The 23053-nt window shown below is 61.0% G+C and carries 20 protein-coding genes; 9 read left to right on the forward strand and 11 right to left on the reverse strand.

Going from position 1 to position 23053, the window contains the following annotated elements; translation table 11 throughout:
• Positions 1-68: 68 nt before the first annotated feature.
• Both UB23_RS02085 and UB23_RS02090 read right to left on the reverse strand, forming a co-directional pair.
• Positions 69-1169: a DNA alkylation repair protein gene (locus UB23_RS02085; RefSeq protein WP_045057684.1), complete on the reverse strand. Its 1101-nt coding sequence runs from the start codon at positions 1167-1169 to the stop codon at positions 69-71.
• 156 nt (positions 1170-1325) lie between these two features.
• A complete protein-coding gene (locus UB23_RS02090) occupies positions 1326-3137 on the reverse strand; it encodes a monovalent cation:proton antiporter-2 (CPA2) family protein (protein WP_045057685.1) in 1812 nt (603 codons plus the stop codon).
• A gap of 192 nt (positions 3138-3329) precedes the next feature.
• On the opposite strand from UB23_RS02090, the gene UB23_RS02095 reads away from it, so the two are divergent.
• Complete coding sequence (locus UB23_RS02095; protein ID WP_045057686.1) at positions 3330-3638, forward strand: RcnB family protein; 309 nt, start codon at positions 3330-3332, stop codon at positions 3636-3638.
• Positions 3639-3739: 101 nt separating this feature from the next.
• On the opposite strand, the gene UB23_RS02100 is transcribed toward UB23_RS02095, so the two are convergent.
• Entirely contained in the window at positions 3740-4063 is a 324-nt protein-coding gene (locus UB23_RS02100) for a protealysin inhibitor emfourin (protein WP_045057687.1), read from the reverse strand.
• Positions 4060-5118, reverse strand: coding sequence for a M4 family metallopeptidase (locus UB23_RS02105; protein ID WP_045057688.1), 1059 nt, complete (start codon positions 5116-5118; stop codon positions 4060-4062). The genes UB23_RS02100 and UB23_RS02105 overlap by 4 nt, the downstream gene beginning before the upstream one ends.
• Positions 5119-5246: 128 nt before the next feature.
• Between UB23_RS02105 and UB23_RS02110 the strand changes: the two genes are divergently transcribed.
• From UB23_RS02110 to UB23_RS02120, 3 genes are all read left to right on the forward strand, one after another.
• Positions 5247-5585, forward strand: a complete 339-nt coding sequence (locus UB23_RS02110; protein ID WP_045057689.1) for an FKBP-type peptidyl-prolyl cis-trans isomerase — start codon at positions 5247-5249, stop codon at positions 5583-5585.
• Between the two features lie 166 nt (positions 5586-5751).
• Positions 5752-6972 (forward strand): putative DNA modification/repair radical SAM protein, encoded by a 1221-nt coding sequence (locus tag UB23_RS02115; protein WP_045057690.1) that lies wholly within the window; start codon positions 5752-5754, stop codon positions 6970-6972.
• Positions 6969-7835, forward strand: coding sequence for a TIGR03915 family putative DNA repair protein (locus UB23_RS02120; protein ID WP_045057691.1), 867 nt, complete (start codon positions 6969-6971; stop codon positions 7833-7835). Before UB23_RS02115 ends, UB23_RS02120 begins: the two co-directional genes overlap by 4 nt.
• A gap of 203 nt (positions 7836-8038) precedes the next feature.
• Here the strand turns inward: UB23_RS02120 and UB23_RS02125 are convergent, their stop codons facing one another.
• The 5 genes from UB23_RS02125 to UB23_RS02145 all read right to left on the reverse strand — a co-directional run bounded on the left by UB23_RS02125 (position 8039) and on the right by UB23_RS02145 (position 14257).
• Positions 8039-9058 carry a branched-chain amino acid aminotransferase gene (locus tag UB23_RS02125; protein WP_045057692.1) on the reverse strand — a complete coding sequence of 340 codons (1020 nt, stop codon included), beginning with the start codon at positions 9056-9058 and terminating at the stop codon, positions 8039-8041.
• Positions 9059-9300: 242 nt separating this feature from the next.
• Positions 9301-10686, reverse strand: coding sequence for a dihydrolipoyl dehydrogenase (lpdA, locus tag UB23_RS02130; RefSeq protein WP_045057693.1), 1386 nt, complete (start codon positions 10684-10686; stop codon positions 9301-9303).
• 3 nt (positions 10687-10689) lie between these two features.
• On the reverse strand, positions 10690-11961 hold the full coding sequence (locus UB23_RS02135) for a dihydrolipoamide acetyltransferase family protein (RefSeq protein ID WP_045057694.1): 1272 nt from the start codon (positions 11959-11961) through the stop codon (positions 10690-10692).
• Entirely contained in the window at positions 11962-13020 is a 1059-nt protein-coding gene (locus UB23_RS02140; RefSeq protein ID WP_045057695.1) for an alpha-ketoacid dehydrogenase subunit beta, read from the reverse strand. It abuts the gene before it with no gap.
• A 1-nt stretch (position 13021) separates the two neighbouring features.
• A complete protein-coding gene (locus UB23_RS02145) occupies positions 13022-14257 on the reverse strand; it encodes a 3-methyl-2-oxobutanoate dehydrogenase (2-methylpropanoyl-transferring) subunit alpha (protein ID WP_045057696.1) in 1236 nt (411 codons plus the stop codon).
• Between the two features lie 185 nt (positions 14258-14442).
• Between UB23_RS02145 and bkdR the strand changes: the two genes are divergently transcribed.
• Positions 14443-14931 carry a Bkd operon transcriptional regulator BkdR gene (bkdR, locus tag UB23_RS02150; protein WP_045057697.1) on the forward strand — a complete coding sequence of 163 codons (489 nt, stop codon included), beginning with the start codon at positions 14443-14445 and terminating at the stop codon, positions 14929-14931.
• A 102-nt stretch (positions 14932-15033) separates the two neighbouring features.
• Here bkdR and UB23_RS02155 read toward each other — a convergent pair whose 3' ends face one another.
• Positions 15034-15897: an MBL fold metallo-hydrolase gene (locus UB23_RS02155; protein ID WP_045057707.1), complete on the reverse strand. Its 864-nt coding sequence runs from the start codon at positions 15895-15897 to the stop codon at positions 15034-15036.
• 158 nt (positions 15898-16055) lie between these two features.
• On the opposite strand from UB23_RS02155, the gene UB23_RS02160 reads away from it, so the two are divergent.
• The 4 genes from UB23_RS02160 (at position 16056) to nahK (ending at position 22201) form a co-directional block, all read left to right on the forward strand.
• A complete protein-coding gene (locus UB23_RS02160; RefSeq protein WP_045057698.1) occupies positions 16056-16862 on the forward strand; it encodes a sulfite exporter TauE/SafE family protein in 807 nt (268 codons plus the stop codon).
• A 173-nt stretch (positions 16863-17035) separates the two neighbouring features.
• Entirely contained in the window at positions 17036-18220 is a 1185-nt protein-coding gene (locus UB23_RS02165; RefSeq protein WP_045057699.1) for a porin, read from the forward strand.
• 254 nt (positions 18221-18474) lie between these two features.
• Positions 18475-19638: a nitric oxide-sensing protein NosP gene (gene nosP / locus UB23_RS02170; RefSeq protein ID WP_045057700.1), complete on the forward strand. Its 1164-nt coding sequence runs from the start codon at positions 18475-18477 to the stop codon at positions 19636-19638.
• Positions 19607-22201, forward strand: a complete 2595-nt coding sequence (nahK, locus tag UB23_RS02175; RefSeq protein ID WP_045057701.1) for a hybrid sensor histidine kinase/response regulator NahK/ErcS' — start codon at positions 19607-19609, stop codon at positions 22199-22201. Before nosP ends, nahK begins: the two co-directional genes overlap by 32 nt.
• Positions 22202-22267: 66 nt before the next feature.
• On the opposite strand, the gene UB23_RS02180 is transcribed toward nahK, so the two are convergent.
• Positions 22268-22933, reverse strand: coding sequence for a response regulator (locus UB23_RS02180; protein ID WP_045057702.1), 666 nt, complete (start codon positions 22931-22933; stop codon positions 22268-22270).
• Between the last annotated feature and the right edge of the window lie 120 nt (positions 22934-23053).

A 23053-nucleotide genomic window follows, 5' to 3' on the forward strand; every position in this document is an offset into this window, starting at 1 on the left:
AGGTCGCGGCGGGTAACCTGTTGCCCCGCCTTATCGTGTACCTCCATCGCGAACAAGGGGTTGGTGTTTCACGGCAGGATCTCGAAGGCCGTTGTGGCCAACCGCTCGCCGTTCACCATCACATGCACCGCGTGCTTGCCCGCGTAATGGCGGCGGGTGGTGAGCTCCTTGATCTGCTGGCTGCGCGCCACTCGTTCGCAAGCCTTGCCCGGCAGGGTCAGCGCCTTGAGCTTGAACACCTTCGCCGAGGTGCTGCCATTGCCCTTGACGTAGTCGATCGCATAATCGATCACCAGCCGCTGGCCGTGCTCGACCGTGGATTGCACGGCAAACGACAGAGTGATCTTCTCACCAAGCGTAATGACTGGAGGCTCAATCCGAACGTCCGTGATCTGGACCTCGGCCTTGCCGCCTGCGCCGATGATCGCCAGCGCCCGTCGATTGCCTTGCTTGATCAGGCTGCGCAGGGCGTGTTTGGCGATCCAGGCAGTGTGCCGGTTCTCCAGCGACCAGCCCTCGATCAGGTCCAGCACCCAGTCGGGATGCTCCTTGGTGATGTCGTTCAAATGATTGGCCACGGACTTGCGCACGTACAAGCTGTCGTCGGCCTTGAGGTTATCGAGGATCGCCGCGGCCAGGCCCGGATCAGCCTGAATCCGCTCCAGCCGGAAAGACCAGGGCAGTCGCGGCCGGCTGCCTTCGCTAGCCAGGCGGCGGACGTGTTCGTTGTCATCCAGCGACCACTGGTGCATGACCGTCAGGGTGCGCTCGAAATCGCTGCGCAGGAGATATCGGATTGCAAACTCCGATGAACCGAACGTGGTGAAGTATTTGAGGGCGGCCATCGACTCTTCGAACGCATGGCTGCCGTAGGTCGCGACATAATGCGGCAATGAAATGCTGACGAAACCGCTGTTCAACCGAGGCGCCAAGGCCCGCAGCACGCCGAGGGTTTCCTCGTAGCTCAACGGCAGCACCGCATACAGGCATTCACTGACCCGGGCCATGCGCTGCATGATCGACAATTCGGCGAGGCCTTCGTTGGCCATCTTCATGAATGCCTTGGCATTGAACTCGGGATACACCGCGCTCATCTCGGTCGCGATGTGCCGGAGGCGCTCGGCGTTGAAGATTTCCTTGAGCGCAGGAGCGGGTTGATCAGCAGCCATTTTGGGTTCCTTTGAATTCATTACTTATCTGAATCTGCGGCAGCATCGTTCATCGTCGAAACGCCGCCCGGAGCAACCACCGGCGGCCCAGGTAATGCACTGATCCCATGTGGGAGTGAGCCTGCTCGCGATAGCGGTCGTCCACACACCCACACCTCAAGCCTTACCCAATTTCTCCTCCTCCAGCTGATCCGACTCAAACAGCTTCGCCAATTCCGCCCTGGCTTCCTGCGCCGTCTGCAGCACTTTGGCCTCATCGTCATAAATCGCATGCTGGGCTTCCAGCACCTGTTCATCGTGATGCTTGAAGCGTTTGATGCGGGCGTCGGCCTGGGCCTGGGTCAGGCCCAACCCTACCAGCGTGCGGCGGCTCATTTCCAGGCTCGAATAGTAGGTTTCCCGAATCGCCTCGGCTCCCAGGTCCACCAGGCGGTGCACATGCTGGCGGTTACGGGCGCGGGCGATGATCTTGATGTGCGGGTAGAGCTTGTGCACCACCTCGGCAGTCTTGATGTTGGCGTCGGGGTCATCGGTGGCAATCACAAAGTATTCCGCCTGTTCGACCTTGGCGGCGCTGAGGATTTCCGGGCGCATAGGATCGCCGTAGAACACCGGCACGCCGCCAAAACTGCGAGACAATTCGATGGTTTCCACTGAAGTGTCGAGGGCGACGAACTTGATGTTCTGCGCCCGCAGGATCCGCGCAACGATCTGCCCCATGCGGCCCATGCCGGCGATCACGACTCTCGGGGCGTCGGTGTCGATCTCACGAAACTTCTCCGGCACCACCACCGGCTGCACCTTCGGGCTCACCAGGCGTGCGCACACCAGCAACAGCAGCGGCGTCACGGCCATGGACAAGGTGATGGTCAACACCAGCAAATCGTAAAGGCGCGGCTCGAACAGGCCCTGGTCGCGGCCGATCTTGAACACGACAAAGGCGAATTCACCGCCCGCCGCCAGCACGATACCCAGGCGAATCGCACTGACCTTGCCCAGGCCGCCGGCCAGCCGCCCCACAACAAACAGCAGCGGCAACTTGATGGCGATCAGCAACAGGGTCAGGCCCAGCACGGTGATCGGTGCACTCAGCAGCAGGCTCAGGTTGGCGCCCATGCCGACGCTGATGAAAAACAGGCCCAACAGCAAACCCTTGAACGGTTCGATCTGCGCTTCCAGTTCATGACGGTACTCGGAGTCCGCCAGCAGCAGCCCGGCGAGAAACGCCCCCAGGGCCATCGACACGCCCACCAGGTCCATCAGCCACGCCGTGCCGATCACCACCAGCAACGCGGTGGCGGTGGACACTTCCGGCAGCCCCGTCCTGGCCACCACGCGAAACACCGGCCGCAACAGGTAGCGCCCGCCGATCACCACCACGGCGATACTGCCGAGCACCCGCAACCCATGATTGACATCTTCGGCTGCAGTGGAGGTGTGGTCGCCTCCCGCCAGCAGCGGCACCATGGCGATCAGCGGGATCGCCGCGATGTCCTGGAACAGCAGGATCGCAAAGGCCAGTCGGCCGTGGGGGCTGGTCAGTTCCTTGCGCTCGGCGAGACTCTGCAGGCCGAAGGCGGTGGAGGACAGGGCGAGGCCCAGACCCAGCACGATGGCACTGTTGAGCGGCTGGCCGAACATGAACAAGGCGGTCAAGCCAATCACCGACCCGGTCAGCAGGACCTGTGCAAGGCCGACGCCAAACACGGATTTGCGCATCACCCACAACCGTCTCGGTGATAATTCCAGGCCAATGATGAACAACAGCAACACCACGCCGAGCTCGGAAATATGGCTGACGCTCTGTGGATTGCCGATCAGGCCCAGCACCGACGGGCCAATGATCACTCCCGCAAACAGATAGCCCAGCACCGCGCCCAGTTGCAGGCGCTTGGCCAGGGGCACGGTCAGCACCGCCGCAAACAGAAAGACGACAGCGGCTTGCAACAGGTTGCCTTCATGGGGCATGGCTTACTCCAGAACTCGGTACGGCGGGGCGACAAGGATAAAGCCTGTAACCGGATGCGTCAGCCATGGGCCGGCATGATTGTATGAATGCAGCCTGTTTGCCGGCCTTGGCGAATCGTTGCGTCCTGAGTGAATGATTTTCTCCGCCCGTAGTCGGAGTTCAGGTATTACGACATTTCTGGAGGATCAACCATGAACAGCAAAACCCTCATCGCCGCCCTGGCCATTGCCGCCGGCGTTGCCGGAATCAGTCCCATCGTTCAAGCGGCTGACCCACCTGAAAAAACCGTGCAGCCAAGTGCTACCAATACCCGTGAACTGAATGTCAATGACCGCGCCCCGGATATCTATCAGCGCCCTGAAAAAGCGCTGAAAAACTGGAAGGCCAAAGGCTTGAAAGCGCCGGTGGAGCAAGCTCAGTGGGTGCAGGTGCATGACAAGTACATGATGGTGATGATCACCAACGGGACGATCGTCGATATCACGCCGGTGGAAAAATAAACGCCCGGTCATGCGGTAAAGTTTCGGCAATGCGGGATAAAGGCTGCTTCTGAAGCCCCTTGCCAGGCAACCGGAGGTTGAGTTGCCAGCCTTCGGCTGACTTAAAACACTTCGCCCTTGTCCCACAGATGTACCAGATCTCCAGGTGCCTGGTCTTCAGGCACTTTCATCACCATCCGGTCATCCTGCTCGCCGCTACGATAGAGCACTTCGATTTCATAAAAGCGCTGATCACCCTGGCCTGCTGCCTGTTCGGTGTAGGGCAGGCAGCCTTCCAGCACGCTGCAGATGCGCGAGCGCTGCTCGATGTCGCATTGCGCGAATTCGATGCTGCGCGGGCGTGTCAGGGCATGGATGGCGGCGACGCCGCCCTGGCGGGAAAGGTGGACGACTGCATCATCGCCCAAGGTTGGCAGGGTTTTCATAATGACTCCCGATTCGGTTCTACACCCACATCAGCCCAGGCTTGCGCCACCGCGAACTGTTCGTCCGGGCCGAAGCGCTTGAGCGCCTGCTCGATGGTCAGCGCGGCAAACTCACCGAATGACGCTTGCGTGCCCAGGCGCGGGTCGCACAACGTGTCGTACCAGATATGGCCGGCTTTCTGCCAGGCGAATCCGCCCAGCGCCTGGGCCGCCAGGTAAAACGCCCGGTTGGGGATGCCGGAATTGATGTGCACGCCGCCATTGTCTTCCTCGGTGACGACAAAATTGCGCATGTGCCCGGGTTGCGGGTCTTTGCCGAGCAGCGGGTCGTCGTAAGCGGTGCCGGGGTGGGCCATTGAGCGCAGGCCGTCGCCTTTGATCTGTGGCGCGAGCAGGTCGGCGCCGATCAACCAGTCAGCCTCTTCGGCGGTCTGGCCCAGTACATGCTGCTTGATCAATACACCGAACACGTCCGATATCGATTCATTGAGCGCCCCGGACTGATCGGCGTAAAGGAGCCCGGCTTCACTTTCGATCACGCCGTGGGTCAATTCGTGGCCGATTACATCCAGGGAGCGAGTGAAGCGCTCGAAGATTTCGCCATCGCCGTCGCCGAACACCATCTGCGTACCGTTCCAGAACGCATTCTCGTACTCCTGCCCGTAATGCACGGTGCCAATCAGGGCAAAACCCTGATTGTCGATCGAGTCGCGGCCATGCACTTTCCAGAAGAAATCATAGCTCGCCCCCAAGGCGTCATACGCTTCGTCGACCGCTGGGTCGCCCGTCGCCGACTGGCCCTCAACGCGTACCGGCATCCCCGGCAGGAGCATCTTGCCCTGGGCGTCATGGACACTGCGCTCGGCCAAGCCGGGCCGAGTGGACGGTGGCAGCAAGGTGGTCGCAGGCGGGCGCGTCGGCGGGCGAGGAGTGTGGCGCAGCGTACGCACGTGGGTGAGGGTGCTCTGCGCACTGGAACGCTGCCGCTCGGAGCCGCGGGCAATGATGCGGTTGAGGATATAGGGTGGAATGAAACTGCGGGGTGAGTCGGTCATCAGAGCGTCCTTTCTGAGTACGGAGTCGATACTCATGTGGACGGACGGTTGCCGTTTCAGTTCCATGGATTGCCAACCACGCCGAATTCTGCGACAACGCCCTGATTAACCGCTAGCGAGCAAGATTCATGAACGACGAATTACAGATCATTGACCTGTTGCCAGGCGACGGCAAGGCGGCGGTCAAGGGCGCCCTGATCACCACTCAATACCGCGGCTGGCTGGAAGACGGCACGGAGTTTGATTCATCCTACAGCCGGGGCAAACCGTTTCAGTGCGTGATTGGCACGGGTCGAGTCATCAAGGGCTGGGATCAGGGAATCCTCGGCATGCAGGTGGGCGGCAAGCGTAAATTGCTGGTGCCGGCGCATCTGGCTTATGGCGAGCGGACCATGGGCGCGATTACGCCGAATTCGAACCTGATTTTCGAGATCGAATTGCTGGAAGTACTGACCCGGGACGATTGAGCGCTGGCCGCGTGTTCAACTCTGTAGGAGCTGCCGAGTGCAACGAGGCTGCGATCTTTTGACCTTCTCTGATCCCTCCAAAAATCGGACCAAGGGCTGTTTAACAACTTGAACCCCGACCAGCGACCCTATACTGTATATCCAAACAGTTAGCGGCGTGCCCCCCATGGAACTCATCGACAAACTCAGCATTCTCGCCGACGCCGCCAAATACGATGCGTCCTGCGCCAGCAGCGGTGCGCCCAAGCGCAGTTCCGAGGGCAAAAGCGGCCTCGGGGCTAGCAATGGCATGGGCATCTGTCACAGCTATACCCCCGACGGGCGCTGTGTGTCGTTGCTGAAGATCCTGCTGACCAATTTCTGCCTCTATGATTGCCAGTACTGTGTCAACCGCCGCTCCAGCGACGTGCCAAGGGCGCGGTTCACGCCGGAAGAAGTAGTGACGCTGACTATGGACTTCTATCGTCGTAACTGCGTCAGTGGGTTGTTCCTGAGCTCCGGGATCATCCGTTCGGCGGATTACACCATGGAGCAGTTGATTCGGGTGGCGCGGCTGTTGCGTGAAGAGCATGAGTTTCGTGGGTATATCCATCTCAAGACGATTCCCGAGGCCGATCCGGCGCTGATCGAGCAAGCGGGGCGCTATGCCGACCGGCTGAGCGTCAATATCGAGTTGCCCACGGACGCCAGCTTGCAAACCCTGGCACCGGAAAAACACATCGGCTCGATCAAAGGCGCGATGCAGACGATCTACACGGGCGTTCAAACCGTTCTCAACGAGCCGCGAGCGCCGAGGTTTGCGCCAGCCGGTCAGAGCACGCAGATGATCGTGGGCGCCGATGACACCGATGACAGCACCATTCTCCACAGCGCCCAGTCGCTGTACGGCAACTTCAAATTGCGCCGGGTCTATTATTCGGCGTTCAGTCCGATCCCCGACAGTCCGAAAAGCGTGCCCCTGGCCGCGCCGCCTTTGATGCGCGAGCACCGGTTGTACCAGGCTGACTTCCTGCTGCGAAGTTATGGCTACACCGCCGGGGAGCTGTTCAAAGGCCCGGGCCACCTGGCGTTGGACATCGACCCTAAATTGGCTTGGGCGCTGGAGAATCGGGATATTTTCCCACTGGACCTCAATCGTGCCGAGGCGTCCCTGATCTCGCGCATTCCCGGCATTGGCCTGCGCACGACCGAGCGTCTGGTGGAACTGCGTCGTCAGCGTCGCATCCGTTACGAAGACCTGGCGCGCATGCGCTGTGTGCTGGCCAAGGCCAAGCCGTTCTTCATCACCAGCGACTACCATCCGCAGCAAGCGGAAGTCACCAGCCATCTGCTGTATCAACAACTGCGCGACCGCCCGCTGCCGCAGCAAATGGGGTTGTGGGGATGATCAATCTCGATTGCGACGACTTGTTCGAGACCTGGCGCCTGCAAGCGCGCTGGCTCCTGAGCCATGAGGTTGATCCAAGCCTGGTGGCGTGGGCCAGCGAAGGCGTGCAGGACCTGTTCGCCAGCGATCACGCGCTGCCCGAATCACAGGGGCCGTTCCTGGCGCGCATTCCGCGAACGCTGCTCGACACCCTCGAACAAGCCGCCCGTTATCGCGGCGATCAGCGCTGGAGCCTGTTGTATGAGGTGCTGTGGCGAGTCAGTCATGGGGATCGCACTGCAATGATGTCCGGGGACAAGCTGGGCAGTGAATTACAGAGAAGAATCAAACAGGTACAGCGTGAGTCTCATCATTTACATGCATTTGTGCGGTTCGTTGAATTGCCCGACTGCGTCGGGCCGCAATATGTCGCCTGGCATGAGCCCGCCCACGACATTCTGCACAGTGCAAGCGAGCATTTCATTGGCCGCATGGGGCGCCATCGCTGGATGATTGCCACGCCCAGGGATGCGGTCTATTACGATGGCGAGCAGTTGAACTACCTGCGTCAATGCCCGGTGCAATGGCAGCAGATGGCGCAGAACGTAGACGATCCGCACGGTGACATGTGGCTGACCTACTACAGCCATATTTTCAACCCGGCGCGGTTGAACCCCAAGGTCATGGAAGGGCACTTGCCCGCCCGATTCTGGAAGAATCTGCCGGAGGGGGCGTTGATCCCGGGGTTGATCACCCAGGCCCGTACGGGCAAGCAGCAGGATGGCCAGGCCAGCGGGATCAAGGGGCGCCAGGGCAAGCGGATTGGTCAAACCAAGATGGAGTCGTCCCGTGGAACCCCTATGAACCCCTATGAACCCCTATGAACCCCGCATGAGCCCCGTAGGAGCTGCGGAGTGAAACGAGGCTGCGATCTTTTGATCTTGTTTTCTGAAAAAGCCAGATCAAAAGATCGCAGCCTCGTTTCACTCGCCAGCTCCTACAGATCTATCCAAATCTGTTATAGCCCAGGCAAAAAAAGCCCCCCATTGCGCCAGCAATGGGGGGCCGGGGCGTCGCGAGCGTCAGGTCAGACCTTGACGATCCAGCCAGCGGGCGCTTCGATATCGCCGGTTTGTACACCCGTCAGCTCCTTGTAGAGCTTCTGGGTAACCGGACCAACCTCGGTTTCGCTGTGGAATACATGCAGATGATCGTTGTAGCTGATGCCGCCGATCGGCGTGATGACCGCCGCAGTACCGCAAGCGCCGGCTTCCTTGAAGTCCGACAGCTTGTCGATCAACACGTCGCCTTCAATCACTTCCATGCCCAAGCGCGATTTGGCCAGTTCGATCAGCGACAGACGGGTGATGCCCGGCAGCACCGACGGCGAGTTCGGCGTGACGAACTTGTTGTCGTGGGTGATCCCGAAGAAGTTGGCCGAGCCGACTTCTTCGATTTTCGTGTGGGTCATCGGATCCAGGTAGATGCAGTCGGCGAAGTGGGCTTTCTTCGCCTGGGAACCTGGCATCAGGCTGGCCGCGTAGTTGCCACCGACCTTGGCCGCACCGGTGCCTTGTGGGGCCGCGCGGTCATAGCTGGAGATCAGGAAGTTATGCGGCGTCAGGCCACCCTTGAAGTAGGCACCGACCGGAATGCAGAAAATCGAGAAGATGAACTCCGGCGCAGTACGCACGCCGATGTTGTCACCTACGCCGATCACGAACGGGCGCAGGTACAGCGCGCCACCGGTACCGTAAGGCGGGATGAAACGCTCGTTGGCACGAACCACTTCCTTGCAGGCTTCGATGAACTGCTCGGTTTCGACGAACGGCATCAGCAGGCGCGCACAGCTGCGTTGCATGCGCAGGGCGTTCTGGTCAGGGCGGAACAGGTTGATCGAGCCATCCTTGCAACGATAGGCCTTCATGCCTTCGAAGCATTGCTGGCCATAGTGAAGGGCCGTGGAGCCTTCGCTGATGTGCAGCACGTTGTCTTCGGTCAGGGTGCCTTTGTCCCACTCGCCGTTACGCCAGTACGAGAGATAGCGCTTGTCTGTCTTGATGTAATCAAAACCCAGCTTGTCCCAATTGATGCTTTCGTTACCCATGACACCCTCTATCACTGAACAACCGCCAAAGCGGTTCAAGGCTTCTGACGTTTTTTGGATGGGGACAACAATACTTCATTCCGGGCCTGTTTCGCAGCCCGGACTATCGGATGACAGGCAGATAAATCGAGTTGGCCTCAAGAAATCGCCAGCGGGCTAGCTTCCACAGGAGAACGCATTCCAAATGTGGGAGCCAGCCTGTTGGCGATGGGGCCATTTCTGCCGCCATCCATTGTTCTGAACTACAGATGCAACGCATGCCCCAGAGCACGCAACGCCGCTTCCTGCACCGCCTCTCCCAAGGTCGGGTGCGCATGGATGGTGCCGGCAATGTCTTCCAGGCGAGCGCCCATTTCCAGGCTCTGGCCGAACGCTGTCGATAACTCCGAAACCCCAACGCCGACCGCCTGCCAGCCGACAATCACATGATTGTCCCGACGTGCCACCACCCGCACGAAACCGCTTTTCGATTCCAGGGTCATTGCCCGGCCATTGGCCGCGAACGGGAAGCTGGAAACGATACAGTCCAGCCCGGCCGCCTTGGCGTCGTCCGGGGTCTTGCCGACCACCACCAGCTCCGGGTCGGTGAAGCACACGGCGGCGATGGCGGTCGGATTGAACTCGCGGGATTTGCCGCTGATCAGCTCGGCGACCATTTCGCCCTGAGCCATGGCGCGGTGCGCGAGCATCGGTTCGCCACTCAGGTCGCCGATGGCGTACACGTTGCGCATGCTGGTCTGGCAGCGGCCGTCGATTTTGATCGCTGCACCGTTCATGTCCAGGTTCAGGGCCTCAAGGTTCCAGCCCTGGGTGTTGGGTTTGCGACCGACGGCCACCAGCACCTGATCCATTTCCAGATTCAGCGTGTCGCCCCCCGGCTCAAGAACCTGGAGGGTATTGCTGGAAGAATCAAAGCCTTGGACGCTATGCTTCAAGTAAAGCTTCACGCCCAGCTTTTTCAGCTCGTCATGCACAGGCTGGGTCAGCTCGGCATCGTAAGCCGGCAGAATGCGCTCCTGCGCCTCGACCACGCTCACGTCAGCGCCCAGTTTGCGATAGGCAATCCCCAGCTCCAGGCCGATATAACCTCCGCCAACGACGATCAGGCGCTTGGGCACCGAGGTCGGCGCCAGGGCTTCAGTCGAGCTGATGATCGGACCGCCAATCGGCAGCATCGGCAGGTTCACGGTTGTGGAGCCGGTGGCCAGCACCAGATGCTCGCACTGGATTCGCGTGTCGCCGACCTCGACGGTTTTGCCGTCGATGACCTTGGCCCAGCCCTGAATGACCTGGACCTTGTGCTTTTTCAGCAACGCGGCAACGCCAGTGGTCAGGCGATCAACGATACCGTCCTTCCACTCGACGCTCTTGCCGATGTCCAGGGTGGGGGCCGCCACGCTGATCCCCAAGGCCGAGTGCTGGCTGTGGTGGCGGGTCTGGTGAAACTGCTCGGCGACGTGAATCAGTGCCTTGGACGGAATGCAGCCAATGTTCAGGCAGGTGCCGCCCAGGGATTGGCCTTCCACCAGGATGGTCGGGATGCCCAACTGGCCGGCACGGATCGCGGTCACGTAACCGCCAGGGCCGCCGCCGATGATCAGCAGCGTGGTGTTCAAAGTCTGATGCATGACCTACTCCACAAACAGGGTGGCGGGTTGTTCGAGCAAGCCGCGAACGGCCTGGATAAACTGCGCCGCGTCCATGCCATCGACCACGCGGTGATCGAAGGAGCTGGAGAGGTTCATCATCTTGCGGATCACGATCTGGCCTTTGACGACCATCGGGCGCTCGACAATTTTGTTCACACCGACAATGGCCACTTCCGGCAGGTTCAGCACCGGCGTGCTGACGATACCGCCCAACGCGCCAAGGCTGGTCAGGGTAATGCTCGAGCCGGACAGCTCGTCGCGGCTGGCCTTGCCATTACGTGCAGCGCTGGCCAGGCGCGAGATTTCTGCGGCGTTGTCCCACAGGCTGCGGGCTTCGGCGTGACGCACCACCGGCACCATCAAGCCGATGTCGGCCTGGGTGGCGATGCCGACATGCACGGCACCAAGGCGGGTGATGACCTGGGCTTCGTCGTCGTAGCGGGCGTTGATCTGGGGGAAATCACGCAGGGCAACCACCAGGGCGCGGACCAGGAACGGCAGCAGGGTCAGCTTGCCGCGGGTCACGCCGTGTTTTTCGTTCAGGTGCACGCGAAGTTCTTCCACGGCCGTGACGTCGATTTCCTCGACATAACTGAAATGGGCGGCGCGCTGGGTGGCGTCCTGCATGCGCTGGGCAATCTTGCGGCGCATGCCGATCACCGGGATTTGCTCTTCGTCGTTACGCGGCGCGTACGCGGCGGTGGCGCTCGATGCGCTCGACTGACCTTGCGCCAGGTAGGCGTCGAGGTCTTCGTGCAGCACCCGACCGGCAGGGCCGGTGCCACGCACCAGACGCAGCTGGATGCCCAGATCAAGCGCATGTTTGCGCACGGCCGGAGAGGCCAGCGGGCGTTCATCGGCCTCGCGAGCGACTATCGGGCCCTGGCAAACAGCTGCTCGTGGCGGCGCAGCGGCGACCGGTTTGTGTGCTACAGCGGCTTCGACTTTCGGTGCCGGTGCTTCTTTTACAGCGGCAACCACCGGCTGGGCCGACTCTTTGACGTTGCCGGCACCTTCGACCTCAATGCTGATCAGGACGCTGCCGACCGCCATGACTTCCCCGGGCACGCCGCCCAGTGAAATCACCTTGCCATGAACCGGCGATGGAATATCAACCATCGCCTTGTCGGTCATGACATCGGCCAGCACCTGGTCCTCGACGACCAGGTCACCGACCTTGACGTGCCATACCGACAATTCCACTTCTGCAATGCCTTCGCCAATGTCCGGCATCTTGATAACGTGCGTGCCCATTCAGACCTCCATAACCCGATGCAAAGCCGCGCCCACTCGGGTCGGGCCAGGGAAATACGCCCACTCTTGCGCGTGCGGGTAGGGGGTGTCCCAACCGGTGACGCGCTCGATGGGCGCTTCCAGGTAGTGGAAGCAGTGTTCCTGCACCAGGGCGGCCAGTTCGGCGCCGAAACCGCAAGTGCGGGTCGCTTCGTGAACGATCACGCAACGTCCGGTCTTCTTCACCGATTTGACGATGGTTTCCAGGTCCAGCGGCCACAGGCTGCGCAGGTCGATGACTTCAGCGTCGATGCCGGTTTCTTCCGCGGCAACTTGCGACACATAGACCGTGGTGCCGTAGGTCAGGATGGTCACATCCTTGCCCGGACGCGCAATCGCGGCCACGTCCAGCGGTACGGTGTAGTAGCCATCCGGCACTTGCGCCGACGGGTGTTTCGACCAAGGGGTTACGGGGCGGTCGTGATGCCCGTCGAACGGGCCGTTGTACAGGCGCTTAGGCTCCAGGAAGATCACCGGGTCATCGTTCTCGATTGACGCGATCAGCAGGCCCTTGGCGTCGTAGGGGTTGGACGGCATCACCGTGCGCAAGCCGCAGACCTGGGTGAACATCGCTTCGATGCTCTGGCTGTGAGTCTGGCCACCGTAGATGCCACCGCCGCAAGGCATGCGCAGGGTCATCGGAGCGGTGAATTCGCCCGCCGAGCGATAGCGCAGGCGCGCCGCTTCGGAAATGATCTGGTCGGAGGCCGGGTAAACGTAATCGGCAAACTGGATTTCTGCCACCGGGCGCAGGCCATAGGCACCCATGCCGACGGCTACGCCGACGATGCCACTTTCGGAAATCGGCGCGTCGAACACCCGCGAGGTGCCGTATTTGGTCTGCAGGCCTTCGGTGCAACGGAACACGCCGCCGAAGTAGCCCACGTCCTGGCCGAAGACCACGACGTTGTCATCACGTTCAAGCATCACATCCATGGCCGAGCGCAGGGCCTGGATCATGGTCATGGTGGTCGTGGTCATGGCGGTTTCCAGCTCGATATTGTTGTTGTGATCGTTCATGTCAGATCCCCAACTCCTGACGCTGGCGCTTCAAGTGCTCCGGCATCTCTTTGTAGACATCCTCGAACATGGTCGCGGCGCTCGGAATCTGGCCTCCGGCGAGGGTGCCGTACTTCTCGGCTTCTTTCTGCGCGGCAATGACTTCGGCTTCCAGTTCGGCGCTGACGGCGACGTGTTCCTCTTCGGACCACTGGCCGATCTTGATCAGGTGCTGTTTGAGGCGCGCAATCGGGTCGCCCAACGGGAAGCAGCTCCAGTCGTCGGCAGGTCGGTATTTGGATGGATCATCGGAGGTGGAGTGCGGGCCGGCGCGGTAGGTGACCCATTCGATCATGGTTGGGCCAAGGTTGCGGCGGGCGCGTTCGGCGGCCCAGGCAGAAGCCGCGTAGACCGCGACGAAATCGTTGCCATCGACCCGCAGGGAGGCAATGCCGCAACCTACGCCACGACCGGCGAATGTCGTGGCTTCACCACCGGCAATCGCCTGGAAAGTCGAGATCGCCCACTGGTTGTTGACCACGTTCAGGATGACCGGTGCACGGTAGACGTGGGCGAAGGTGAGGGCGGTGTGGAAGTCCGACTCAGCGGTGGCGCCGTCGCCGATCCACGCCGAGGCGATTTTGGTGTCGCCCTTGATCGCCGAGGCCATGCCCCAACCCACGCCCTGTACGAACTGGGTGGCGAGGTTGCCGGAAATGGTGAAGAAGCCGTAATCCTTGACCGAGTACATGATCGGCAGTTGGCGTCCCTTGAGCGGGTCGCGCTCGTTGGACAGCAGCTGGCAGATCAGGTCCACCAGCGGCACGTTGCGCGCCATCAGAATGCTCTGCTGGCGATACGTCGGGAAGCACATGTCATCGACATTCAGCGCCAGGGCCTGGCCGCTGCCGATGGCTTCTTCGCCAAGGCTTTGCATGTAGAACGACATTTTCTTTTGACGCTGGGCAACCACCATGCGGTTGTCATAAATCCGCGTCTTGAGCATGGCGCGCATGCCTGTGCGCAGGATCTCTGCCGGTACGCCTTCAGCCCATGGACCCAGGGCATTGCCCTGGTCGTCGAGCACGCGAATCAGGCCCTTGGCCAGGTCTGCGGTGTCGGCCGGTTCAACGTCGATTGGGGGTTTGCGCACCGTGCCGGCATCGGTCAGACGCAGGTAGGAGAAGTCGGTTTTACAGCCTGGGCGACCCGAAGGTTCGGGCACGTGCAGGCGCAGCGGTTCGTACGCTTGATTCATGGCTTCTACGCTCGATCTTGTGAATTTCTTGTAGTGAGCTGACGGTCATTCTTCTGTGGAAGAAATCTTGTCCTACAACAATCATAGGCCGGCTCAAGAAGAATATTTCTCTCCGTTTCGTTGCGCCGAAGATCATTTGAGGATAAAAAACCTGCATAAACATAAAAAACAGGTGATTTTGTCTCATGCGCAAACTGGACCGTACCGACATCGGCATTCTCAACAGCCTTCAGGAGAATGCGCGCATCACCAACGCCGACCTCGCGCGCTCGGTCAACCTGTCGCCAACCCCGTGCTTTAACCGGGTCAAGGCGATGGAAGAATTGGGCCTGATTCGCGAGCAGGTCACGCTGCTGGACGCCGACCTGCTGGGGTTGCACGTCAACGTGTTCATTCACGTCAGCCTGGAAAAACAGGTGGAGGAGGCGTTGCAGCATTTCGAGGAGGCGATTTCCGATCGCCCGGAAGTGATGGAGTGCTACCTGATGGCCGGCGACCCGGACTATTTGATCCGCGTGCTGGTGCCGACCATTCAGTCGCTGGAGCGTTTCATGATGGATTTTCTGACCAAGGTGCCCGGGGTGGCGAACATCCGCTCCAGCTTTGCGCTCAAGCAGGTGCGCTATAAGACCGCGCTGCCGTTGCCGGCGAATGGGTTGACGCTGGCTACCTGAAGATCAAAAGATCGCAGGCTGCGCCAGCTCCTACATTGAGCCTATGCGCCGCCTCAATCCCGTAGGAGCTGTCGAGAGAAACGAGGCTGCGATCTTTCGCAGTCAAAATGTATTCAGCGGGATTTTCAGGTAACTCACGCCATTGTCTTCAGCCGGCGGCAAATTCCCCGCCCGCACATTCACCTGAATCGCCGGCAGTAACAGGTTCGGCATGCCCAAACCGGCATCGCGCTGGTTGCGCATGGCCACAAACTCGCTTTCGTCGACGCCGTCACGCACATGAATATTGCTTCTGCGCTGCTCCCCAACTGTGGTCACGCAACGAGGCTCGCGGCCCTCTGGCGGGTAATCGTGGCAGACGTACAGATTCACGCTGGCCGGAAACGCCAGCAGCTTGTGAATGGAGGCGAACATCTGGTTGGCATTCCCTCCTGGAAAGTCGCAGCGAGCGGTGCCTACGTCCGGCATAAACAGCGTATCGCCCGCCAGAATCAGCGTGCTGTCGATCAGATAGGCCATGTCCGCCGGGGTGTGGCCAGGCACGTGCAAGGCTGTCGCCTTGAGATTGCCGATCATGAATGACTCGTCCGGTGCAAACAGGTGATCGAACTGCGAGCCATCGACGGCAAACCCGGGCTCCAGGTTGAACAGGTGCTTGAATACGTCCTGGACCTTGCTGATCGACTGGCCAATCGCGATCTTGCCGCCCAGTTCGCGACGCAGGTAGGGCGCCGCTGACAGGTGATCGGCATGGGCGTGGGTTTCCAGCAACCACTGCACCTGCAATTGGTGAGTACGCACAAATGCACTGATGCGATCGGCCTGGACCGTACCGGTGCGACCGGCCGCGGCGTCGTAATCCAGCACCGGGTCGACGATGGCGCAGGCACTGCCATCGCCCTCGTGGATCACGTAGCTCCAGGTCGATGAGGCAGGGTCAAGAAAAGCTTCAATCAGGGCAGGCATGTTGGCCGGTTCTTCGTTGAACAAGCGGTCAGCGTAGATTCATTTGCCCCGGATTGGCCAGCCCCTGGCAATTGGGGGAAGGAAAAATCGCGCCCTGGCTCTATCCTGTACACCATCGATACTGGGCGTTCCCGGCTTTTCATGGATTAAGATTTTTTATGCTACTGGCAATTTTTTTTGGTTGGGTGATGGGCCTGGTCCTTGGGTTGACCGGGGCGGGGGGCGGCATTCTGGCGGTGCCGGCGCTGGTATTGGGGCTCGGCCTGAGCATGACCCAGGCAGCGCCCATTGCCTTATTTGCCGTGGGCAGTGCGGCCGCAGTGGGCGCCATCGACGGTCTGCGCCACGGGCTGGTGCGTTATCGCGCAGCGTTGCTCATTGCGCTGCTGGGGGCGATCTTTTCGCCGGTGGGGATTTTTTTCGCTCATCAGCTTCCGGAAAAGGCCCTGATGATGCTGTTCAGCCTGCTGATGATCATGGTCGCCTGGCGCATGCTGCGTCGCGAGCGCCAGGGCGAGGGGCCGAGCGACCACGGCCATGCCAACTGGGGCCAGAAAAACTGCATGCTCGACCAGCAGACCGGGCGCTTTTCCTGGACCGCCAAATGCACCGCGACCCTGGCCGCGTTAGGCGCAGTCACGGGAGTGGTGTCCGGCTTGCTCGGGGTTGGCGGCGGGTTCCTGATCGTCCCGGCGTTCAAGCAACTGACCGACGTGCAGATGCGCGGCATCGTCGCCACTTCCCTGATGGTGATCAGCCTGATCTCGGCCATCGGTGTGATCGGCGCATTCCACGCGGGAGTGCGCATCGAAGGCCTGGGCGTGAGCTTCATTATCGCCAGCATCGTCGGCATGATCATCGGCCGGCGATTCTGTGCGCGGGTCCCGCCCCGGGCGCTGCAGGTCGGGTTCGCCAGCCTGTGCCTGGTCATCGCGGCCTGTATGTTGCTGCGCGCAAGCGTCTGAGCGTCTTACACCCTAAGTGGCGGGCCCAGGCGCGGGCCGGTCTTACGCCCAACTTGCCGCCTCACGCCAGCCAGTCCAAAGCACCTGCTGATCGCCCCAAAGGCAGCGTATGACGCCGCCGGTGCACTTTCGATAATCGCCTCCGACATCCAGTCCCCGCTGCGGAGCGCGTCATGCACAACAATAAGAACTTCAAGCATCGTTATTTGCCTGCCTTGATCGCCAGCCTGTCGGCCCTGGGCTTGAGCCCGATGGCCCAAGCCGAGATCGTGCTGTACGACAAGGACCAGACGACTTTTTCTACCGACGGTTACATCAATGCCTTTTACGTCAACAGTGATGTGGACCGCGAGGGCGAGCAGTACGACCGGCGCCAGTCGCGGGTCAAGATGGGCTTCCTGCCCAATTACCTGGGCTTCAACATGGGCAAGCAGATCGATGACCTGAAGCTCGGTGCGCGCGCTTCGTTCTGGGTAACCATCAACGACAGTCAAACCAATGGCACCGATACGGCCATCGACGTCCGCCAGTTCTACGGCACGGTCGCCAATCCCGAATGGGGCGAGGTGCTGATCGGCAAGGACTTCGGCCTGTTTGCCCGCTCCAACATCCTGCTCGACGAACTGCTCGCCGGTTACGGCCAGGTCAGCGATACCCTGGGCCTGGTGGACGGTGGCGGCGTGTCGTTCGGCAATATCGGCAGTGGTTATCCGTACCCGTTTCCCACTTCGCAGATCACCTACCGCACGCCGGTGATGGACGGTTTGCGGGTGGCGGTGGGGATCATGGACCCGGTGGACACCAACGATAGCAGTCCGACGGGCAAGGCCTACCAGGAGAACCCGCGAACCGAGAGCGAGATCACCTACCAGTTCGACCTGGCCGGTGCGCAGATCTACAGCTGGGTCAACGGCAGCTACCAGACCTCGGACAACACTGACCCAAGCGTCGAGTCCGTGACCTCCAAGGGTGTTGGTTACGGTGTGCAGGCGAAGGTGGGTGGCTTGTCGCTGACCGGTTCCGGCTTCCAGGCCAAGGGCATCAACCCGTTCTTTACCAACAATGCCGGGGAGCCGACTTTGCGCAACGTCGACAGCGACGGTTACCTGCTTCAGGGCTCGTACAAGCTTGGGAAGAACCGCCTGGCGCTGTCCTATGGCAAGACCCAGGACGACGGCAATGGCGTGGTCGGCAGCGGCGCGGATTACGAGACCCGCGGTATTGCGCTGTTCCATGACGTCAACAGCAACCTCAAGCTGGTGGCCGAGTACAACCAGTTCGAAATCAACGGGCACGACACCAGTGCGCAAAATGAAGACACCGATACCTTTGCAGTGGGGGCGGTGTTGACCTGGTAAGAGCAAATTCGCCCCCCCTTGTAGGAGCGAGCTTGCTCGCGATGGACGCACAGGCACCGCGTGTATGCAGGCAGTCCCCGTTATCGTTAACGTCCATCGCGAGCAAGTTCGCTCCTACAGGGGGGCGTTGTTTGCGATATTCGGTGCGACTCTCATCCCATCGAAGCGGCTACCCGCTACCCAAGTAGCATAGGTCGCAGCCTGCCGGGTTCGTACACTCGTGCCTCATACACGCGCACCTGCGGGAGGCGACAATGCAGCAGGTTTACAGTGACGGTGTGGTCAGTGCGATGTCCCAGGCCACCGATGCCCAGCAGGTGGCCCAGGAGCTGGCGCGGCAGTTGCTGCATCCGCACTTGGGCTTCGTGCTGTTCTTCTGTTCCGCCGAATACAACCTGCAGGCGCTTGGCCAGGCATTGCAGCAGAGCTTTGGCGGGATTCGCCTGGTCGGTTGCACCAGCGCCGGGGAAATCACCCCGCTGGGCTACGGACGCAATTGCGTGACGGCGGTGGGGTTTGATCATCGGCACTTCTCCATCGACGCTGAGCTCATCGATGAAATGGAGCGTTTCAGCCTGATCGACGCCCAGCAGATGGTCGAGCGACTGGTCAGCGGTTGTCGCAGCAATACCCTGGCACCGATCAAGGGCAACAGCTTCGCCCTGACCCTGCTCGATGGCTTGTCGAGCCGTGAAGAAATGGTCCTGGCTGCCCTCAGCGCCGCCTTGGGCGATATCCCGCACTTTGGTGGCTCGGCCGGTGACGACAACTATCTCACGCGTACCCACGTGTATTTCGGCGGCGAGTTCCACAGCGGCGCGGCCGTGGTGGTGCTGGTCAACACCTGGCTGGATTTCGAAGTGTTCACCACCCACCACATTCTGCCTCGGGCGGAAAAACTGGTGGTGACTGGCGCCGACAGCACGTCGCGGCGGGTCTTTGAGCTCAATGCCGAGCCCGCCGCCGAGGAATACGCCCGGCACATCGGCGTGCCGGTGGCCGAGCTCGATCACCGGATCTTCGCCGCGCACCCCTTGGCGGTGCGCATCAACGACCAGTACTACGTGCGGGCCATCCAGCAGGTTCATCCGGACCTGAGCCTGAGTTTCTATTGCGCGGTGGAAAACGGCATCGTCCTCACGGTCATGACGCCGGGGCCGATGCTGCCCAACCTGCAAGACCTGTTCGACGGCTTGCACGAGCGACTTGGCGAGCTGCTGCTGACCCTCGGCTGCGACTGTTTCCTGCGGCGCATGGAGCTGGAAAACAGCGGCAACCTGGAGCATGTCGGGGCATTTTTGCGTGACCAGCGGGTGATGGGTTTCAACACCTACGGAGAACAGTTCAATGGCATGCATATCAACCAGACCTTCACCGGCGTTGCCATTGCCCGGGGCCGCAGCCCTGGACAGCGCTGAACTCCAGGCGCAACTCGCCAGCCTGCGCCACGAAAATCAAAAGCTGCAGCGGATCAACAGCGCGCTGATCGAGCGCATCGAGTCGGGCGTCACCCGGGGCAATGATCCCTACGCGGCCTTCCAGCACTCAGTAGTACTGGCCGAGCAGGTGCGTGAGCGCACCGATGCGTTGAACCAGGCCATGGCCGAGCTCAAGTCGGGCAACCATTTGCTCAGCGAAGCACGCCTGCGCGCGGAAACGGCCCACCAGCATTTGATCGACGCCATCGAAAGTATTTCCGATGCATTCGTGCTGTTCGATGCCGACCAGCGCATCGTCCTGTTCAACAGCCGCTTCAAGGCGTTCTGGATCCATAGCCGCGTGCGGATCAATGCGGGCATGCGCCTGGCCGAGGTCAAACGGCTGATGAGCGCGACCGGGCTGTTCACCGAAGAGCCTCGTGGGCACGCCGACGAAAGCCTGTTGTATCGTCTGCAGGACGGGCGCTGGTTGCAAGTCAGCGAGCGGCCGACCCAGGAAGGCGGCCGGGTGATCCTGTTTACCGACATCACAGACGTCAAACTCAACGAGACCCTGCGCCGCGAGCAGGCGGTGGCGCAAAAATCCCACCTGTTGCAGCGTGCGGTCGACAACCTGTCCCAGGGTGTGGCGATGGTCAATGCCGACGGCGTGCTGGAACTGTGGAACCGGCGCTTCCTCGAATTGAGTGGCCTGGCGCCCGTGGCGGCCCATCGACCGTTTGCCGAGGTGATCGCCGACAGTGAACTGCACCTGTTGACCCCTGCCAGCCGCGACGTCAACGGGCGGCCGGTGCAGGAATGCGAACAGCGCCTGTACGATGGCCGGGTGCTGGAAATTCGCACTCACCCGCTGCCCACCGGCGGCTTCGTCAACACCTTCACCGACATCACCGAACGCTACCAGCACGCTGAAGCCCTGAGCGAGAGCGAGCGCTGGATTCGCCTGATCACCGACCACGTGCCGGCGCTGATCGCCTACCTCAATGCCGACCTGGTCTACGAGTTTACCAACAAGGTCTACGAAGAATGGTACTGCTGGCCCCGGGGCGTAATGCTCGGCCAGAGCCTGCGCGAGGTACACAGCGAACAACATTATCAGCGCCTGGAAGCCTATGTGGCGCGGGCCCTGGCCGGGGAGAGCGTGACGTTCGAGTTCGCCGAAACCAATATCAATAACCAGGAGCGCTACATGTTGCGCTCCTACGTGCCCAATCGCCTGGCCACCGGGGAAGTGGTGGGGATCTTCGTGTTGATCCGCGACATCACCGAGCGCCGCCGTACCGCCGAGGCGCTGCATCAGGCGTATCAGAACCTGGAGCTGCGCGTGCGTGAGCGCACGGCGGAACTGACCACCCTCAACGACCAGTTGCTGCGTGAAATCGATGAGCGTCGACGAGTGGAGTCGCGGCTGCGCGAGGCCAAGCTCGAAGCCGAACAGGCCAACCTGTCGAAGACCAAATTTCTTGCCGCGGTCAGCCACGACCTGCTGCAACCACTGAATGCCGCGCGTCTGTTCACCAGTGCCTTGCTTGAGCGCCGGGAGCCGATGGCCAACGAAATCCTGGTGCGCAACGTCAGCAATTCGCTGGAGGACGTGGAAAACCTGCTGGGCACCCTGGTGGATATTTCCAAGCTTGATGCCGGGGTGATCAAGGCCGACATCGCGCCGTTCGCCCTCAGCGAACTGCTGGAGAACCTCGCCGCCGAGTACACCCAGGTGGCCCGCAGCGAGGGACTTGAACTGCACTTCATCGGCTGTTCGGCATTGGTGCGCAGCGACATCCAGTTGCTCGCCAGGATCCTGCGCAACCTGCTCAGCAACGCCATTCGCTATACCTACAGCGGTCGTGTGGTGCTGGGTTGTCGACGGCATCACCAGCGCTTGTCGATCGAGGTCTGGGACAGCGGCATGGGCATCGCGGAGAACCGCCTGGAGGAGATTTTCCAGGAGTTCAAGCGCGGCGATGTGCAGCGTCCGGATCAGGATCGCGGCCTGGGGCTGGGCCTGGCGATCGTGGAAAAAATTGCCGGGATACTCGGGCACCGGATTCACGTGCGTTCATGGCCGGGCAGGGGGTCGATGTTTTCTGTCGAGGTGCCGATCAGCGCGACTGCGCCCAAGGCGTTACCCAACCCGTTGATGAGTGAGCCCATGCTGGAACGCCTGCGCGGGGCACGGGTATGGGTGCTGGATAACGACGCCGCCATTTGCGCGGGCATGCGCACGTTACTGGAGACCTGGGGGTGTGTGGTGGTCACCGCGTTGTCAGAGCAGGACCTGGCGAGGCAGGTGGACAATTACCACCAGGACGCCGATCTGCTGATCGCCGATTATCATCTGGATAACGAGCAGAACGGCGTGGACGCTGTGGCCCGCATCAATGCGCGCCGGGCCTGCACGATCCCGGCCATGATGATCACCGCCAACTACAGCAACGAGCTGAAACTGCAGATTCGCGAGCTGGGCCACACCCTGATGCACAAGCCGGTGCGGCCAATGAAGCTGAAGACGGCGATGAGTCATTTGCTTGGCAGGCCTTGAGCCTTGAGTCTTGAGCGGGTACTGCCGGCCTGCTCGCGATGGGCACGATCCGATCTTGCAGGCCACTTAACGCCGCAGGTATGAACCGAAATCTATATCCCCTGCACTCAAGATCGCCTGCACCCGGTTGTGCACATTGAGTTTGCGCAAAATCGCCGATACGTGCGCCTTCACCGTGGTCTCGGCGATTTCCAGGGTGTAGGCGATCTGCTTGTTCGATTCGCCCTTGGTCATGCGCTCCAGTACCAGCAACTGCTTGCGCGTCAGCGCCTGGAGCAGTTCAGGGGGAAAGCTGGGCGTATCGTTCATCCGCCGATGGGTGCCGCTTTTCTGCGTGCGAATGATGTCCGGCGGCAGGTAGACGTTGCCGTTGAGGATCTGCTGGATGGCCTCGGTCATCTGCACCCGTGGCGAGGATTTGGTGATGAAGCCCACCGCGCCATAGGTGATGGCTTGCAGCACGATCTGTTTGTCCTGTTCGGCTGAGACAATCACCACCGGAATGGTCGGCGCCTCGTTGCGCAGGTTGATCAGGCCATTGAGGCCATGCATGCCGGGCATGTTCAGGTCGAGCAGGATCAGGTCCAGGTCGTCGTGGTCCTGGGTCAACAGCAGGGCGCTGTCCAGGTCGGCGGTTTCCATCACTTCACTGCCGGGGAATCCGTCGCTGATGACATTGTGAATGGCTTCGCGAAACAGCGGGTGATCGTCGGCAATCAGAATTTTGTACATAGCCTTTCACCTCATTATTTTGATTATGGTGGGGCAACAACACGCACGCGTAAAGATCAGGGAAAGGGGTCGGGCTGGGCGGGGGGCACGTGCAGGTGGGCCGCCTGCCAGGCGTCCAGG

The organism is Pseudomonas sp. ES3-33 (genome assembly GCF_000952175.1).
Classification (GTDB): domain Bacteria; phylum Pseudomonadota; class Gammaproteobacteria; order Pseudomonadales; family Pseudomonadaceae; genus Aquipseudomonas; species Aquipseudomonas gregormendelii.

Excerpts from the sequence above, each read along its gene's own strand:
- UB23_RS02115 (WP_045057690.1), top strand. The coding sequence starts at position 5,752 with ATGGAACTCATCGACAAACTCAGCATTCTCGCCGACGCCGCCAAATAC.
- nosP (WP_045057700.1), top strand. The coding sequence starts at position 18,475 with ATGCAGCAGGTTTACAGTGACGGTGTGGTCAGTGCGATGTCCCAGGCC.
- UB23_RS02125 (WP_045057692.1), bottom strand. The coding sequence starts at position 9,058 with ATGGGTAACGAAAGCATCAATTGGGACAAGCTGGGTTTTGATTACATC.
- UB23_RS02160 (WP_045057698.1), top strand. The coding sequence starts at position 16,056 with ATGCTACTGGCAATTTTTTTTGGTTGGGTGATGGGCCTGGTCCTTGGG.
- lpdA (WP_045057693.1), bottom strand. The coding sequence starts at position 10,686 with ATGCATCAGACTTTGAACACCACGCTGCTGATCATCGGCGGCGGCCCT.
- UB23_RS02110 (WP_045057689.1), top strand. The coding sequence starts at position 5,247 with ATGAACGACGAATTACAGATCATTGACCTGTTGCCAGGCGACGGCAAG.
- UB23_RS02095 (WP_045057686.1), top strand. The coding sequence starts at position 3,330 with ATGAACAGCAAAACCCTCATCGCCGCCCTGGCCATTGCCGCCGGCGTT.
- UB23_RS02140 (WP_045057695.1), bottom strand. The coding sequence starts at position 13,020 with ATGAACGATCACAACAACAATATCGAGCTGGAAACCGCCATGACCACG.
- UB23_RS02120 (WP_045057691.1), top strand. The coding sequence starts at position 6,969 with ATGATCAATCTCGATTGCGACGACTTGTTCGAGACCTGGCGCCTGCAA.
- UB23_RS02145 (WP_045057696.1), bottom strand. The coding sequence starts at position 14,257 with ATGAATCAAGCGTACGAACCGCTGCGCCTGCACGTGCCCGAACCTTCG.
- UB23_RS02105 (WP_045057688.1), bottom strand. The coding sequence starts at position 5,118 with ATGACCGACTCACCCCGCAGTTTCATTCCACCCTATATCCTCAACCGC.
- UB23_RS02155 (WP_045057707.1), bottom strand. The coding sequence starts at position 15,897 with ATGCCTGCCCTGATTGAAGCTTTTCTTGACCCTGCCTCATCGACCTGG.
- UB23_RS02100 (WP_045057687.1), bottom strand. The coding sequence starts at position 4,063 with ATGAAAACCCTGCCAACCTTGGGCGATGATGCAGTCGTCCACCTTTCC.
- UB23_RS02180 (WP_045057702.1), bottom strand. The coding sequence starts at position 22,933 with ATGTACAAAATTCTGATTGCCGACGATCACCCGCTGTTTCGCGAAGCC.
- UB23_RS02090 (WP_045057685.1), bottom strand. The coding sequence starts at position 3,137 with ATGCCCCATGAAGGCAACCTGTTGCAAGCCGCTGTCGTCTTTCTGTTT.
- bkdR (WP_045057697.1), top strand. The coding sequence starts at position 14,443 with ATGCGCAAACTGGACCGTACCGACATCGGCATTCTCAACAGCCTTCAG.
- UB23_RS02165 (WP_045057699.1), top strand. The coding sequence starts at position 17,036 with ATGCACAACAATAAGAACTTCAAGCATCGTTATTTGCCTGCCTTGATC.
- UB23_RS02135 (WP_045057694.1), bottom strand. The coding sequence starts at position 11,961 with ATGGGCACGCACGTTATCAAGATGCCGGACATTGGCGAAGGCATTGCA.
- UB23_RS02085 (WP_045057684.1), bottom strand. The coding sequence starts at position 1,169 with ATGGCTGCTGATCAACCCGCTCCTGCGCTCAAGGAAATCTTCAACGCC.